The organism is Janibacter sp. CoH_79_TC_3 (assembly GCF_058197955.1).
This window is the reverse complement of sequence record NZ_JBXWIV010000002.1, coordinates 438,463-455,235: the sequence shown is the minus strand read 5'-3', so window position 1 is coordinate 455,235 and position 16,773 is coordinate 438,463. Positions and strand designations below refer to the sequence as shown.

Sequence of the window (16,773 nt, the reverse complement as noted above, 5' to 3'; positions counted from 1 at the left end):
TATCGAAACGTTCGGGTAAGTTGTATTAATTGATATATATATCTTTTCATCCTCTTTTCGTTAGTCATCTTATAGAGTCGACCGTTTCCTCATGTGCTTAATTTCAAGTTATAGAAATGTAATAAATATAAGTTATATATGATTTCGCTACCTAATTGATAATATTTCATAATAACCTTGATTGTTTCTATATTCATTTAAATAATATTAATATATATTTTTATTAAATTTTAGAATTTAGGACACTTTAGCTTGATTTAATTTGTGTCCTTGGTAGACTATATCAATCGCTAATTAATAACGCTAATCAACAAACATCAAGGAATAGCTATGCTTCGTAGGAAAAACTGGTCTGATTACACTCAGTTTGAGAAAGATATGATGAAAAAAGTTGTCATTGAGGCTGATTTGGATACTCCATTTACATCGGAGTACGCAGCAGCGTATCTTGGCAAATCGACGAGTACGCTTCAATACATGCGTTGCCATCAATCTAACGCAATCATTTATAGTAAAACGGGTCATCACGTTTTGTATAGAAAAAGACACCTTGATCAATATATTGATGATTGTAAAAAGTCCTGTACGTCAAGCTAAGGCTCTCAAGGTTTTAATCGATAGGGTTAGCTAAAATTGAATATTTATATATGGGATACCTCATGACACATAGTGAAACGAACACAGAGAAAAAATCTTACACTGAGTTTGGTGTTATGCATATGATTATGCACAAATTTGGTGATTGGGAGATTGAAACTCGATATATGTCTCGTATTGAAAAAAGCTTATATTTCGATATGCGTACTATTTATTTAAAAACGGGCGAAAGTCTAACTTCTGATATTGATATGCTGTCACGGCGTTTGTCATGTCAAACCAATAGTGAAAAAAGGGCCTTAGAATTCCTTTTAAAAGATAAGTTCACATTAGATAAGCGTACCAAACGCTACAAGCATCCTGAATGGGAAGTCATTCTAAAGAACTATAAATTTAAAAACCCAAACAAAGATGTCACAAATTACATAAGTAAAAATAATAGTTTGACAGATGGTGTCACATCAAAGAAACCTTCGACAGCTGCAGAGAGACAAGCAAAATTACGTGAGGAAGGCAAAGTGATTCGTGAGCATTTGTCTTCTATAGGTATTGATTCTAAGAAGGTCAAAAGTATAACTGAATTACGAAAATTATATGATGAACATAAAAGTATAGTCGAATTGACTTCAACAAATAATAATGTCACAAGCGATGTCACGGATGGTCACAATGAGTGTCACGCGATAGTCACGCAGAAAGAAGCTATAACAAGTAATCATGAACAAGGAACAGGAACAGTCAACCAACAACCAATTGAGAAAGAGAGGGATGCACAACATCTTCCTGAAGCACCCTTTGAACTTGAAATGGTAAACGAAATACCACTAGCTGCCGATTGTGAGATACAACGAATACAAGCACAGTCATCCCAAGTAGAAAAAATTCAATATCAACAGTTAGGAAGTATCGAAAACTGGCAAGCACCAGAACTGCATATAATCCTAGAGAAGCTAAACCGTAATGGAAATGTCATTAGTATGACGGATGAACAGTTCGAAATTCATGTCGAAGAATTTAAAGTTTACTACCATGCACAGGAATCTATGGGTAAATCACTGATAACCGAACATCTTCGTATAATGAAGTTGCACCATTGGATAGAGCGTGCTTTCTCTAGCCAGAGCCGAACCAATGTTAATAAAGATTATAGCAATTCTAACAATAGTGATTACCCTTATTCAACAAGTGAAAAATCTGTTTATCATGCTAGTCACACTCATTCTGAATCTAATATTAAAAAGGATGTTAAAGTCAATGCATTTTATGCTGGATTTTGGAGAGAACCTTTGCCTAATATGACGCTCGACGAAACATTAGAGTTAGTTAATCAATGTAGGGAAGTAGGAGAGGGGGCGCATGAAACACATGATCGTTTACTTAAAAAGATAGAGAGGGTGTGAGATTTTAGCTAAACTGTTGCTGACTAGATTCAAGCTCCAGTATTAACAACACTACCTAAGAAAAGTAAAAGTTATACCTTAGCACTCTACATTATATAGGTAATAGTATATAGAGATTTTTTTGACTTATCAGAGTGAAATTGTAGTGGTCAACTAATTTAGGACACCTGATAAGAGGTTTTGATTAAAGTAACGTCTTTCTGTTTCAGCTGGTGTTAAATAATTGTTGAAAGTGTGCGGTCTCACGGTTTGATAGTAGCCCCAGATATAATCACTAATGGCACTTTTAGCCTCAGCGATATTCTCATAACCGCCCTTTGGCATCCACTCTGTTTTGAAGCTTCTAAAGAAGCGCTCAGTTGGGGCGTTATCCCAACAATTTCCACGACGGCTCATACTCTGTGTCATACCGTCGCAATCATCGATTGATTCAGCAAATTTCTTACTGGTGTAATGCGTGCCCTGATCTGAGTGAAATAACACACCACTTGGTTTGAGTCTCGTCTGATACGCCATTTTCAGAGCGTTACCTGTCAGAATACTATCGGGTGAGTCTGAGACACTAAAGCCCACCACACGACGGGCGTACAGGTCTAAAACAACGGCTAGGTAACACCAGCCGCCTTTAATGCGAATATAAGTGACATCGCCCGTCCAGACTTGGTTGGGCGCCGTTGGGCTAAATCTGCGTTTTAAAAGGTTGTCATGGGTTTTATGTTCCTGATCAGCGTGCTTGTATTTGTGGGTCTTGAGCTGGCAACTGACCAGTTTCATTTGCTTCATAATCTTGGCAGCTAAGTAACGCGTTAGCCTAATACTGTGCTCATTCCACAGGATGGCGACAATGGTGCGAGCCCCAGCTGATTGTTTGGAGTCATTGAATATTTGACGTATCAAGGCTTTGAGTTTGACACGTTCAATATCGATAGGCTTAGTCTGTGTGCCATAGTAGTAGCTGCTTTTAATGATGCCAAATAAGTCACATAGTCGGCGTTTACTGACGCTTTTGTCTTGCTCTGCAAGCTTGCTTATCAGCGATAGCCGTTCAGGCTGTCCAAGGCCAGCAGAGCAGAAGCCTTTTTTAATATGTCGCGCTCCATAGTGAGTCGCTTAACCTGCTTACGCAATTCTTGTAGCTCGCGTTGTTCATCCGTTAAAGCATTGCCGACTTTAGGTGCTTGGCCATTCGTTTCTTGTCGATACTGACTCAGCCATTTCTGCAGGGTGGATTTGCCAATGCCAAGTGAGCTTGCTACATCAGGTATTTTACGCTTATGCTCAGTCACTAAGCTGATGGCTTCAAGCTTGAATTCTCGGGTATATTGATTGCGATTGTTGGTCATACTAGTTTCCTTCTTTGGGTTATTATAACCTCTTAGAAGCTGTCCAATTTTATTATGCCACTACAAATAAATCCGTGATATACATAGATATTTCGAACACTATAACATCGATGGATCTATTACCTAATAAGATAAATTTTTAATTAACATTTGGTTAACTTTAGTAGTGACTCACTTTCAGCTATTGATAGAGATCCTTCTAAGGCTGTCAATTGAGCGTATTGATGCTTTAACTCTTTGGGGAGGACAGTTACTAATAATGGTTTCGTATAATAGATGACGTACATTGTTAGAAGTCCGTCTGATCCAATATGACCCATGCTGTCAAATCCGTAGAACCAAACTTGGGAGATTTTAATTACGCAGCCTGACGATAGTAGTCAAACCACACCTGTCTTGGCGCTCGATAGCCCAAGCCCTTTTGAATCCTAGTCTGATTATAATACAGCTCAATATACCCAATGATATCGCTAGTGGCTGCAAACCTCGTTTTATAATCTTGATGATATACTAGTTCATTCTTCAAGACGCCCCAGAAGCTTTCTATAGGTGCGTTGTCATAGCAATTACCTTTGCCGCTCATTGAGCCTGTAAACTTATGCTGCTCGATAATCTTATGGTACGCATGGCTACAATATTGGCTACCTCTATCTGAATGAACAATCAGTCCTTGAGTAGGTCGTTTGTTCTTGATTGCCATATTGAGTGCACGGCATACTAAATCAGCGGTCATGCGCTTATTAATAGCGTAGCCGACAAGCTCTTTGGTGTATAAATCTTTCACTCCAGCTAAATATAACCAGCCCTCAGCAGTCCAGATATAGGTAATGTCGCTGACCCATGCTTCGTTAGGACGCTTAGCGTCAAACCTCTGATCTAAAACATTGTCATAGACCAGCTTGTTGTGGTTTGAGTCAGTAGTGACTTTAAAGCGCTTATGACGACGGCATTTGATGCCGTGTTCCTCTTTGATGCTTCTTACCATATACAGGCTAATGTTGTGGCCTTGTTTGCTTAGATGAGCATGCAATCGATCTACGCCATAACGTTCTTTCATTTCACTGTGAGCGGCTTTAACTAGTAGCTCGCACTGATTGCGGTGTACCTGCTGTTCGCTGATGTCACGACTTAGCCAATCGTAGTAGCTTGAGGGCTTAACGCTTAATACACGGCACATAGTAGTGGTGCTAAATATCTGACGATTGTCTTTGATAAAAGCGTACTTTACGGGCTGTTTTTCGCGAAGTACGCGGTCGCCTTTTTTAGAATCTCGCGCTCCTCTTCAGCCACTTTGAGCTGACGCTTGAGCTGCTTTATTTCTTGAAGAGCACTCATAAGGTCAGGATCATATTGCTCTGTGCCAACAAGCTTGCCTTGATTGGCTTTGTTATGCCAGTTTGATAGCGTTTGCATAGCAATACCTAACTGCTTTGCAGTAGCTGAGATATTGCCATTATTATCTGCTATCTTCTTGACAGCTTCAGCTTTAAATTCGTTACTGTAGGTTCTTAATTTCTTGGTCATGGTAAACTCCTATAATTGTGCTTAGTTTACCAAGTTTAGTTGTACGGTTTCTTCAGCATAGCTCAATATTTGTCTTTACCGCGTTAAACTGGTAAAAAAATTGCTTACCCTGAAACTCCATACTAAAAAATAACTTCTCTTTATATTATTAGTCGATGAAATTGAAAGCTTGAATATCACCCCTATTCCTTATCAAGACACACTTTTTTTATCATCTCTTACATAATCATAAACAATATAATTATTAGCATAAGGGAGATAGAATTCTATAAAAACTTTATGCACCTCTGGCTTTTTAGAGATACTGCTTAGCTTGGTGCCAAAAAAGGGCACGATAGCGCCCATTGATATTGTTTTGCCAGTGCTATTACAACCGGTAATGATAGTATTACTATCTAAATTCAATAATGTGGCTGTGTCCTTTTAGGTAACTATTTAATAAGGAAACTCTTAGCAGTTTATTTTTTACTACTTTTAGTAGCTGTTTATTGGAGATTAATTCATTGCTTATACACAACATGCTTTGCAGAAAAAATACTGTCGATACCTTTATTTTCGTTTTCGCCCGTTACTAGCATAACCTATACTTCATTGTCAGGTTGTCAAATTCAACTATTTTACTCGATGCATGTACTTATAAACTAATTTAGAATATAAATTTCAGTTAGTTTGACATATAAATAATAAAAGCCATATTTCCCACAACAGCTATAAATAGTTTTTAAGATATTGCTCAACAAAAGACTGTAGTGATAGTATTGTAAACAATTAGAGCAAAATCTAATATCCAAAATTAGCCTATTCATAATACTTGTATGAAAAAACCAATTAACAATTCAAGGGGATAAAAAATTGAAAAAAATATCTTTAATTTTAGGAGTAGGGCTGCTATTAGGTAGTATAAGTGCTAATGCATCAAACTATAGAGATATAGCTGAACAGCTCATTCAAAAGCCTGGTTCTAGCTGGAAATGGTCGGATCTTGATAGCCTCAAAAATGTTACGTGGAATGAGCCATTACGAAGCTATAATCACCAAAATGTTGAGCATTATGTTCGCTTTGGTCAGGTCGCTTCTACTAACGGTAATATAGAGTGGAGTATGTTCAACGTCAGCGGCTTTAAGTCAGGACCGAAAGAGTTCCAACTACAGACTAGTGGCGAAGACATATCACCCGATGCGGTATTATCTTCAGTATTCAATACTAAGCGATTAACTGAGATCGAATCAAATTGTACAAGACAAGAGTATAATCCTCAGAAATTCTATAAATGGCAAAAAGATGGCTATAAGCCTCTCTATGCTATTAATACTAGCCACCTAACCAATTTTGGAACTATATTTGATTTGTATATTTATGAGGATTATAAGGAGATGGTAAGCAGTATTAATAGAAGTGGCGATGGACCAATGTTACGTACAGAAAATGGTAGCTCTGTTAGTAGTTGCACATTTAAATCCTAATGATGACAGTGCTATCCGAAAAAAATCTCACTCACACTAACAGTATTACCTAAGAGAATTTTTTACCTACTTAATTCGGAAATCAAAAAACAGCGCCTAACAAGGGCGCTGTTTTTACATCAGTAAACTGAGTGATTAAGAGTGGCGATTATGAGTGTGCGTAGCTTGGTACTTACTTTTCGCCTTTAGATGAGTCGCGGCTTTCTTTGACTGATGCTTTGATACCACCACTTTTTTCTTAACATGCTGATGTTTGTTATTAAATTTCACGCTAGCTTTTTGATGCTTGACTTGAGTGCCATGATGTTTAGAAACGTGCGGCGCCGCATTAGCGTGGCTGACCATTGTAAAGCAGGCAGTCAGAGCTAAGATTGAGCTGATCATTATTCTTTTCATAGTGTTCTCTCGTTTAAGTTCAAATTATTTATAAATGGTGGTTAAAAGTGTTTTACCTAGTATCACGCAAAAGTGCTATCAGAACGAGGGTATCTTGATAAAGCCCCGTGCTATCCACAACGAGAATGATAACGGGTTGTAGCGTTAAGTAGCTTGAAGAAGATTAACGAAAGGTTATGACTGTTGCTTGTACTCTGATTGTTTAAACACCTCGCCTAAAAACCTCACGACATCTATCGTCGCATAAATCACATTTACCCTTGAATTGTTCAAGCGGCTGTCCCTACAATCAAAGTCATCTTGTCCAAACATAGTTATGTGTACTTGGGTTCATCTTATCTTTTATGCCGAGTCTGCCATGTATGCGCTCATCGACTGCAACAGCTTTTATGCCAACTGTGAAAATCTCTTATCAGCTGTCCTAAATTAGTTGACCACTACACATTATCACTGGCCTTCATCCATAGAACGATATCAGAGTCTGTTTTCCAATTAAGATTAGTAAATTTAATGACAGGCTCATAATAATACCACTTAGCGTGTTTTACTTTACATTCAAAATCTTGTAGGTCACAGGTATTTAAGTCTGATAGTATTCTTGCCCCAATCTTAGGCATCAGATTGTTGTAGATATAATCACTTAATTGTGAGAATTCATTCAAGTTTTCAGTTAAAAAAGTAATTTCGTTTGCATTGATATCAGTCATTGTGTTCAAGCCTTTTAAATGTAATAGGAACTCTCTAGCAAACAAAGTCCATTTGTTATAAGGGTTGTCAAACATAGTTTTTGACAAGCGTGTTTCAATATGATCAACCAGTTCGTTGTACGATATACCGTGCCAGCCATCTTCTGCCAAATCTGCACTGACGTTCCCATTGAGGCAGAGCACAAGTTTAACAAGTGTCTTTGAAGTTGAACCTTCAGAGCCATTATTGATACGCTTATTACCAAAGGCTGTGTATTCATCAAAGGGATTGTTTTGATGATGGTAGATTTTACATTCGATTATGATGACTGCTTTCTCTGTTTCTACGAGTAAGTCAATACGCTTTCCATTTTGCGTAGAGACTTCTGTCTCTACACTCTCAAAAGTACCTAAATCGGATAGTATGTTCTTTTCAGCGACGACAGATTTTAGACCACTAAAAAAGCTGTCGCCTAAGTTATGGGACTTTGATGGATCTAAAAAGAAGCTGAGTAGCTCAGTCGTCGGGTTTTCAAAATGCCCTCGTGTGCCAACATCAAATAGATTTAACTCCTCATCCGTAAACTCTAGTCCTCTAAATTTATCTATAAGGGCTTTAAACCTGTCAAGGTCATAGGGGGCTTGCACTAATGTCATTGTAATTCCTTTTATCGGTCGTTTTTATATTGTTGGCTTAGAGCTTCCTAGAATACTCTGTAAATAATGCACAGCGCACTGTACAGCACTGTTAATGTTCACTACGACAATTAAAACCTATAACTGGCTACGCACTTCAGTTTCAAACTCATTTATTAAAGTCAGCTTATGTACCAAGCCTTCAAGTGCTATCGTTTTGTTAAATTTTTCAAACGGTGCCTTATAGCCCAAAGTAGAATCATTTCTACCAGTCTTCCATTGTTTATTACTATATTTCATTAGGTGTTTATCGGCTTTGCTTAATAAGTCTTGGTGCACGATATCAGTCACATAGTAGTTTATACAGAATGACTCGCCTGCACGTGCGTCTAAATATAGAGCGACAAACGAATTGGACTGCCATTTTTTGAAAGAAAAACGTAGAGCAGGGTACTTGTTCCAAGTGCTTAATTTAATATCTATCTTTTCATTGGGGAAAATAGTACTTAATTCTTGCAAGAGCTCTAAATGAAAGGCTTTAATGGTTTTGTCTTTTAAGCGCTCAGCTTGATGAATTTCTCTTAAGTTTTCCAAAATGTAATCTGTAGTCTCAGGAGAAATGGTTGAACCGGACATAATACCTTCTAAATGTAGTATAAATTCACGAAGCAAGACCAACCACTTATTAATTGGTTGAGTAATAAAGGCTTGTGCTAGTTTCTCTCTAACACTATCCAGTAATGCAGGGTAGCTTAAACCGAGCCAGCCTGTAGGTGCATTACCCTTTGGCGATAGCACCACAAAAATAGGGTGTTTGCCTTGGTAATGTTCTTCTCTATGAATGTGCTGTTGGTAGCTTTTAAACGGGTTGTTTAGTTTATGAAAAACCTTGTTTTCGATTACCATGACCCAGTCATTACTCTCTAACAGGATATCAATATACTTGCCATCCTCCGTGAAGACCTCTCGTTCTGGCTCAGCAATGAGGGATACATCGTCGAAAGTTAGGGCTTCTTCCTGATTACAGTTGCCTAATGAGTCGAATATAGCCTCCATCATCAGGTTGCCTAAGCCATGTGCACCTTCACTATCACAAAAGAAAGCTAGCACATCTGAAGTTGGATTTTCGTAGTAACCACGGCTACCAATACTGAATATTGTGGCTTCAGGCGTTTCTGGGATTGGCAAGGTCTTAATGTGTTCTATTAATTGCTTCAACTGAATAATATCCATTCATTTACCTTAATTCTTTTCTTACCTGTTAATAATTGCTGCTGCGCAATAGAGCCCCGACTTTCACAAAGCCACCTGTCAAATATCATTATTATCAATTTGTAGTGGAAGCATTGTGAATGCTGCCTTAGAGATTTTATCAGTATAGTGTGTTCATATTTTGGTTGATAGTTTATATCTATAAATGCTATCTGTAGACCCGTAATATTGTAGGTAATGGCATCTAGTAATACTTAACTCATAGATATAAATTAATTCCGTAGAAGTTTATCACTTCAAAACCACCTTGCCAGCCGCACCATCCATTCGATAGTTTTTAATGTCCCCGGCGATAACAAGATTAATAGCTTTTTCGATCTCATCAAGGGGAATGTTGAACCATTCAGTCGCCTTGTAAAGGTTATCGTTTGCTGCTTTTGAAGATACCTTGACTCTTTGATCATAGAAGAAAGCATGCAGTACACCTTCCACACTACGCGCATTGGCATCATAAACTTGCCACTCAGCAATGATATCTACGGGCTGTTGCAAGAAAGCAGTATCTCTAATCGAATACTTGGTACGCGCCTCTCCTGTAAGGGTAGAGAAACCTACTTTATGCAGGTGCTTATAGTGGGCTAAGTTGCTTGGGGTATCAGTTAGCTTGGCTACATAAATGACACCAGTAAGTTGCCGATTGTCTCCAAAGTTTTTGGCGAGCTCATCATCCATCCAGTCAGGATCAGTAATTAATAGCTGGTAGCTGTTTTCATATTTATACTGAGCGGTAGCCAATGAATGAGTGAGCATATTCGACTCTGTACCATTAGAGAATATTAAGCGAAGTCTCTCTTGGCTACGGGCATTCTTTCTAGCCTCTGCTTTATAGATATTAGCCACATAGCAAAGCATGCCATTTAAAACAAAGACACTGCCGATGTTGATTGCTTTCACCGATGAAAAATTGGTTTTAGTAAAAGCACCCGTTTGAATGGCTTTAGATATGCGCTCAAAGGTTGCTTCAAACTTATAAAAATCCTTACATTCAAAGCGAGTTGCTATATCTTCGTCATTGTATTGATCATAGCTGGCACGTGTATTGCTCTGACTGTCACTGACTAAAATTTCAGAATGGATGTTGTCAAAAATCCCTAGGTCATCACTGTCGAAAATATCATCTAAACTATTAATAACAGTTGGCTCGCTAACAGGCACGGTTACCGGCTCAGCTTCTTTAGTGCTATCGCTGATTGCCTTTTCAGACCCATCATCCTTATTACTCATACTTTTTTCTGAGAGTGTCGGTTTGTCGTCAGATAGGGTAGAAGTAGTACTTTGCGTAGCCAATAAACCATGCTTATCTAAAGCTAGCAATTCTTGCGAGTTTGCGTGGTTGATTTGTATGGTAGCTAAGAGGCGAGCATTTATCTTTTCATTAATATCGCTAGCACTGCTACTGGGTATGCGTCCATGTTGATCGATAAAAAGATTGATAGTGTCAAACTGCTGCGCTAAAACGCTGTTATTCGCCGAGCTTTTGGTAGCAGGCTTTATATCATCTAATAAACCGGTACTGTCATTAGAAAAAATATCTTCTAGCGTTTTGTACTCACGACTTTGATAGATCTCATCGAGTTTAACCATGACTATTGGCTTCTCGCTTAGCTTTTTGGTTTCTAACATAAGAGATAACTTCAGTCATACGCCGCTCGATAGCATCTTCTGAGTTTCTATTAGGCTGACGACCTTTATTCTTTATAAACGCAACTATCTTTGGCCACATTAGTACCGCTTCTGCCTCAGTTACGGTAGAACGGCTGGCATGCACGACGTCATTGATAGTTTGCAAGACTTCTTTGTCGACTGTCCTAGAGAGAACTTCATACGCATCATGAAAGGGGTTGACTGATTTGACAAGATCGATGGGAAGGTTGTTCACATTGACAAACTTACTGCCAACCTTTACAAAGCCATTGCTAGGGTTTGAGTCATTGCTACTGCTTGATTTGGTTTTAGGGTTATATATTTTTGCGTCAGCTGGCAGGTGGCGCTCTTTAATAATGTCGTTTTCATTGAGCTGACTTTTTCGTTCAGCATTTAGAGTAGTGATATCTACATACTCAGTGCCTTGCTTAATGAAACAGCGTTCATTTTCGATGATGGCATCTTCAGGAATATCCTTACCTTCAACCACGCCGCCTTGACGATTGATGGCCATATACTGCATGACGCCCTCTTGTACTTGCCGTACTTCATTGGCATCTAGCGTTGGGTATTTACTACGAATAATACTTGGGATGACGGTATCTGATACCGCTTCGGTCTCGACGTTATTGGTTTCGGCGGCAATATACTTTTTGACCGTCTCAGTGTTTTGAGTGAGCTGAGCCAATATCTCATCACGGTCTTGGTTAAGTATCTTCATGACTCGATCAGAGGGCGGGTTGGCGCTGTCATCAATGATAACGGTACCTGCCGGCAAGTCCTGCGTCCCTAATATGTCTATCTCACTGCGGCGTTTAAAGTTGATGTTAGGTTTGAGCACTTGCTCCATCAGTAGCGATAAAGTAATAGCCTTTAATAAGTCATTAACAGAACTTGTCACTTCAGACTTATCCGCTTCGGGCTCAGCGATTAGGTTGGTAAATTGAGCATGGTGTTTGCCCGCGCTATCGCGTGTTGAGCGTCCAATAATCTGCACCACCTCGGTCAGAGAACCGCGATAACCAATGGTTAATACGTGCTCACAATACTCCCAGTCGAAGCCTTCTTTTGCCATCCCAAGAGCAACGATGATATCCATCTGGTCGCGAGAGGTAATATCCGCTAAGTAAGCTTGCGTATTCACTCGTATGGCGTCATCAGTGACTAGGTCTGCGAGTAGTAAGCGTCTGCCATCATGCGTACGTATGGTAATAACGCCAGTATTCTCATCACGAGATTCACTTTCACCGATAATATCTATAATACGACCAACAGTCTCATACTTGTCTGTCTCAGCGGTTAGGCTATTGACGTTAGGGATGTGAATGATGGTCTTTTTACTGGTATCTAAGCATTCATCTAAGGCATCAAAAAATGACTTCTTATAAAAGTGATAGCCGAGTCCTAATGATTTTAGGTGCTCATAACCATTCAGCTGTTCGTAATAAGTGTAAGTTACCTTATCGAACTTTTCTTCATCGCTATCTGACAAGATAGGCACTGAGTCACCACGGAAATAAGAACCCGTCATTGCCACAATATGCGCGCTAGTCTGCGTCATAATGCTATCGAGTATGGCTCCCAAGCGGTTAGAGTCATCTGCTGATACATGATGGAATTCATCAATACCAATAAGAACGTCGTTAAATAGCTCAATACTGCCGCCATCTTCGATGACCTTATCAAAGCCATATCTAAAACTGTGATGGGTACAGACTAATACTTGGGGTAGGGCGTCATCATCGCTATTCCCGTTGATAAACTCTGAAAAGATAGCGGTCTTGCGATTATCACTTTGAGCGAGACTTAAGCATAAATTATAGCGGTCTGCTACCTCCCAATCGGCAAAAAAACCATAGTCGCTAAGCGCTGTTGATCTAAAGGATTTACCAATACTCATCTCTGGGACGGCAATGATTACTTTTTTGACACCTTGGTTGATAAGCTTATCCAATGCCAAAAACATCATGGCGCGTGACTTACCAGAGGCGGGTGGCGACTTAATAAGCAAATACTGGCTATGACGCTTCTCGAAGGCACGTGCTTGCATTTCCCGCATGCCCATCGAATTATGTGTCTTGCTTTGACCAGTGCGGGCGTAAGTTTGATTTAATATATTAACCGTTTTGCTCATTGCTAATCCTTAAAAATATAAATCTTCACATCTGTTTGATTAGTTAAAAACTAATCACCATCGCAAATGATTGTTTTATTGCTAGGATTATATTTGGCACCATTAGTGTAAACTTTACCTGGTTCACCCCAATGCGGTTCGTATTGACGAGTACGGAAATTAGAAAATACTGTAGCCATGTTAGCACTGCTATCAAAGTTTAGGACTTGTTGCGAGCCTTCAGTTCCAGAGGTAAATTGAAAAGAGAAAGTGTCCAAAGGCTGACCTCTGTATTTAACCGTATCTTTGAATATCACGGTATAAGTAATATCAAAATTGTCTGGAGTTGATACAACAACGTCTTTGATTAAGTTGTGATATCCAGAAGGCCATTGATTTTTTGGTTTGACGATATATTTAACATTCGACGCTCTAGGGTCAGTTGGCCTAACGTCAACTGTCTGCACAAAGCTGTCTGTAAACTGACTATAGTTACTTCTTATTTTTTGATATGTGGCATTACTGTCGCCCATGCACCCGTCTTCCATCCAACCAAATAAATTATACATATCACTATTCGGCATCGTTCTTGATTGCGTGCCTGAGTTTTGGTTTCCAGCTTGGCTTATCCCTTCTTGAATGCCGTTTACGGTACCAGTTACAACAGAGTTTACAGTTTGACTTACTGCACTGCCAAGTGCTGATGTTTCAGCGCAGCCACTTAAGAATAAAGTAGCGCCGATAGCCACGGTCAATGGAAGTCTGATACTCATTTTTCAAATCCTTTTGGATAGTTTTAGGTTGGTTTCGTTAACTATTATTAAGTGCTCACTACTAAAGACAATTCATAAAAAGAATTGTTTTTAGCGTTGGAGTTTCACTTGCTTTTTTACTCTGCTTTTAGCCTCTACAGGCTGATTTATCATAACAATAGTGCAAAATTAGTAATAGCAAGTCAGCGTATTATTATTACGATCAAACTCAGCTTTTGAATCATACAAACCGTCACTCATATAGTCTGATGACCGACGTGTCTTGAAGTGTTTCCAAACACTTTGCATGTCTGCGTTTTTAGCAAACTTTAGAACGTATTCGCCACCTTCTGACTCAGGTCTAAATTTATAATGATACTCTGCTAGAGGCTGTTCGCGATATTTGACCCCATTTGCAAATTTAATATGATATTCCGTATATTCATTACTGGTCTGAATGCTCACATCCTTCATCAGTGGGCTATAGCCAGGGGCCCATTGAGACCGTGGAGCTATAGAAAACTCATAAATCTCATCATTTTTATTTGGTTCTGCAAGCGTCTTCATTTTCATTGTTTTGCTAATGAACTTATTATGATTTTCATTGATAGAACTATAAATGGGTCCATCTCCGATACAGCCATCCTCCATCCAAGCAAACATTATGAACATATCGCCTTCAGGAAGGTCTTGACCATTTTTACCTTTTAGCGATATGAGCTCGCTTTGTGGCGCGGCTGATGCTTGACCCATAGAAAGTACGAGTAGGGCAGTAAAGGCTACGCTTGGTAAGATTTTGAAAATCATAATAGAACGCTCTTTATAAGGGGTTTAATATTGTTTTGGTATGGATGCTGATGCCAAATAAGCTACTTAGCTTTCTTTTTACTTTTACTTTGTTCTTCCGCTTCTATAAGCTGCTCATAACGTGCCAGCAAATGCGCCAAGCGCTCTTCGGTATTGGCAAATCCTTGCGGACGATACAGCTTGTCCACCGCATCATCGAGCGTGCTGTGCGCTTGTTTTAAGTCGTCAGGCATCTTATCGGGATCGTATAGCTCTGCTAAAGTCATGCCAGCATTGCTGGCGCGGGCGAGTAGAATTTCTTCTGCGAGATTTTCAATGTTCTTTTTCTGATCGTCAGTTACATCAGGAAATGGGAAGGTGTTGTATACAATAGTACCTGAATAGCGATAATCACTCTTTAGACGACCAGCAACTAAGCGCATCCAGTCATTATGGATAACAGAGGATAAAATACCAAATTCATAAAGCGTTCCTTTTGGGATCATTTGATTAGCATCAGAAGATATAATGTCATAATCAAAAAATCCCATTGGAACATACTGACGACGTTCTGACGAAACTCTAGGAATAAGAATGTAATTACCTGATTTAGGTTGAGCAATCTGGCGAAATAGATGAGGGTATTTAGCATAGTCTCTAGTGGCTTGCGCATCACTTTCGGCTCTCTTTTGCTTCACACCTTCAAGCCTTTCTTTTATCAGAGGGTACTTCACCAACTCATCTAAATCAGCTTCTTCGAACCATAAACACCATCGTTGTTCACTATGAAGAAACTCTTTAGCACCTAATATAGGTTTTATAAATTGTGTAGCAAAAGGCTCATTATGCTCAAGGTATTTTTTTTCTTCTTGATTTAAAAATAAAAAACCACCATCAGTAGGCTTATTACCGAATATCATTTTAGTTCTTGGTTGTATGGGCTTCTTTAAAGCTTCTACAGTAATATTGCTTCCTGATACGAGGTATGGGCTAATATTTTCTACTTTCTCACTATGCCATGACTTATTAACAAGCTTGTATATAGTTTTATTTTTACTATCTTGAGCAGAAAGACCAATAATAATGACATGCACACCTGCATTATGTTTAGCATTGTTAGACCATGGAAACGTCTGGTAAGCAAAGTGAATATGAATACCTAATTTGAAAATATCAGGGAATAACATTGCTACTTGTTCACCTTGAGCAATCGAGTTGGTCGATACCAAGGCAAGTTCAGCGTTAGAGTTAGCAATATATTGTGAACCTTTCCAAAACCAAGAGGATACATAATCTAAATACTTTAGCGTTTTTTTGCCAAAAACGATTTTCATATCTTCAGATTGTTCATCAGTTCTATTGGTTGTGCCACCAAACGGAGGATTACCAATGATATAAATCTCATCGCTGCCATTATTTGGACAGACCTCGTTCCAGTCGATACGTAAGCTATTGCCATAAACAATATGGCCACTATCTTTAAGTGGCAGCATAGGCTGAGATGCACCGAACTCTTGCTCAAATAACACATTCATTTGGTGTTCAGCGAGCCAGAGTGACAAACGCGCTATTTGACTGGCAAAGTCGTCATATTCGATACCGTATAAATTATCTAAGCTGACCACACTATCAAAGCCTAAACCCAACAGATTGTCTTTAGAGCCTATTAAATCGCGTTGTGCCTTTAATACATCAATCTCTAGTTTACGTAGCTCTTTATACGCAATGATCAAAAAGTTACCTGAACCACAATACACATTACATTAGCAGGTGATGACATGACATAAACCCATGAAAACTCTTACGCATAGAGAATAAAAAAATGTCACCACTAATTGAATTTAAGTGATGACATTTTATATTTTATGTCACTAGCTGATTCAATAAAAATATCATAGAGATTAGTTTGTGTAAAATATAGATTTGAGCCTAATCCATCGCCTTAACCTTACTCTCGATAAAATCAATTTTAAATTGATCTAAGCCGTATTTTGCCTATAGCTGTTGGTTAATCTCAGAGATAGATTTGGACCAATCAATATCAGAATTAGAAGTAAAGTCTTGAAGTAGAATGTAAGCCAACCCTTCCTTCACTATGGCATGTTGTGTCCTTGTACTCCCCATTTGGTTTGTTTTTTAAGGGTGACAACTATCTTGCCA

13 protein-coding genes are annotated in these 16,773 nt (G+C 38.8%); 2 read left to right on the top strand and 11 right to left on the bottom strand.

From position 1 onward, the window contains the following. Nucleotides 1–659: 659 nt before the first annotated feature. The gene (locus AC2FA3_RS03975) at nt 660–1,997 is read left to right on the top strand and encodes a DUF1376 domain-containing protein (protein ID WP_490508423.1); all 1,338 of its coding nucleotides are present in this window, start codon (nt 660–662) and stop codon (nt 1,995–1,997) included. Nucleotides 1,998–2,150: 153 nt separating this feature from the next. On the opposite strand, the gene AC2FA3_RS03970 is transcribed toward AC2FA3_RS03975, so the two are convergent. From AC2FA3_RS03970 to AC2FA3_RS03960, 3 genes are all read right to left on the bottom strand, one after another. Further along, nucleotides 2,151–3,340 (bottom strand): IS3 family transposase gene (locus AC2FA3_RS03970; RefSeq protein ID WP_101210725.1). Its coding sequence is split into 2 segments (ribosomal slippage): nt 2,151–3,082 and nt 3,082–3,340, totalling 1,191 coding nucleotides; the frame shifts between segments, so codons are not numbered across the junction. A 358-nt stretch (nt 3,341–3,698) separates the two neighbouring features. Next, a protein-coding gene (locus tag AC2FA3_RS03965; RefSeq protein WP_192993974.1) for an IS3 family transposase occupies nt 3,699–4,864 on the bottom strand; the annotation gives its coding sequence in 2 pieces (ribosomal slippage) (nt 3,699–4,606 and nt 4,606–4,864; 1,167 coding nt in all). 192 nt (nt 4,865–5,056) lie between these two features. Beyond that, nucleotides 5,057–5,269 carry an ATP-binding protein gene (locus AC2FA3_RS03960; RefSeq protein ID WP_490508422.1) on the bottom strand — a complete coding sequence of 71 codons (213 nt, stop codon included), beginning with the start codon at nt 5,267–5,269 and terminating at the stop codon, nt 5,057–5,059. Nucleotides 5,270–5,716: 447 nt separating this feature from the next. Between AC2FA3_RS03960 and AC2FA3_RS03955 the strand changes: the two genes are divergently transcribed. Beyond that, the gene (locus AC2FA3_RS03955) at nt 5,717–6,328 is read left to right on the top strand and encodes a hypothetical protein (protein WP_490508421.1); all 612 of its coding nucleotides are present in this window, start codon (nt 5,717–5,719) and stop codon (nt 6,326–6,328) included. A gap of 135 nt (nt 6,329–6,463) precedes the next feature. Here AC2FA3_RS03955 and AC2FA3_RS03950 read toward each other — a convergent pair whose 3' ends face one another. From AC2FA3_RS03950 to AC2FA3_RS03915, 8 genes are all read right to left on the bottom strand, one after another. Next, the gene (locus AC2FA3_RS03950; protein ID WP_490508420.1) at nt 6,464–6,724 is read right to left on the bottom strand and encodes a hypothetical protein; all 261 of its coding nucleotides are present in this window, start codon (nt 6,722–6,724) and stop codon (nt 6,464–6,466) included. Nucleotides 6,725–7,161: 437 nt separating this feature from the next. Continuing rightward, nucleotides 7,162–8,067: a PD-(D/E)XK nuclease family protein gene (locus AC2FA3_RS03945; protein WP_490508419.1), complete on the bottom strand. Its 906-nt coding sequence runs from the start codon at nt 8,065–8,067 to the stop codon at nt 7,162–7,164. Between the two features lie 117 nt (nt 8,068–8,184). Continuing rightward, nucleotides 8,185–9,264: a PDDEXK-like family protein gene (locus AC2FA3_RS03940; RefSeq protein WP_490508418.1), complete on the bottom strand. Its 1,080-nt coding sequence runs from the start codon at nt 9,262–9,264 to the stop codon at nt 8,185–8,187. Between the two features lie 285 nt (nt 9,265–9,549). After that, the gene (locus AC2FA3_RS03935) at nt 9,550–10,941 is read right to left on the bottom strand and encodes a GIY-YIG nuclease family protein (RefSeq protein WP_490508417.1); all 1,392 of its coding nucleotides are present in this window, start codon (nt 10,939–10,941) and stop codon (nt 9,550–9,552) included. Beyond that, entirely contained in the window at nt 10,895–13,096 is a 2,202-nt protein-coding gene (locus AC2FA3_RS03930; protein WP_490508416.1) for a DEAD/DEAH box helicase, read from the bottom strand. The genes AC2FA3_RS03935 and AC2FA3_RS03930 overlap by 47 nt, the downstream gene beginning before the upstream one ends. A 50-nt stretch (nt 13,097–13,146) precedes the next feature. After that, nucleotides 13,147–13,848 carry a hypothetical protein gene (locus tag AC2FA3_RS03925; protein ID WP_490508415.1) on the bottom strand — a complete coding sequence of 234 codons (702 nt, stop codon included), beginning with the start codon at nt 13,846–13,848 and terminating at the stop codon, nt 13,147–13,149. A 168-nt stretch (nt 13,849–14,016) separates the two neighbouring features. Next, nucleotides 14,017–14,634: a hypothetical protein gene (locus AC2FA3_RS03920; protein ID WP_490508414.1), complete on the bottom strand. Its 618-nt coding sequence runs from the start codon at nt 14,632–14,634 to the stop codon at nt 14,017–14,019. A 62-nt stretch (nt 14,635–14,696) separates the two neighbouring features. Continuing rightward, nucleotides 14,697–16,370 (bottom strand): class I SAM-dependent DNA methyltransferase, encoded by a 1,674-nt coding sequence (locus AC2FA3_RS03915; RefSeq protein WP_490508413.1) that lies wholly within the window; start codon nt 16,368–16,370, stop codon nt 14,697–14,699. Between the last annotated feature and the right edge of the window lie 403 nt (nt 16,371–16,773).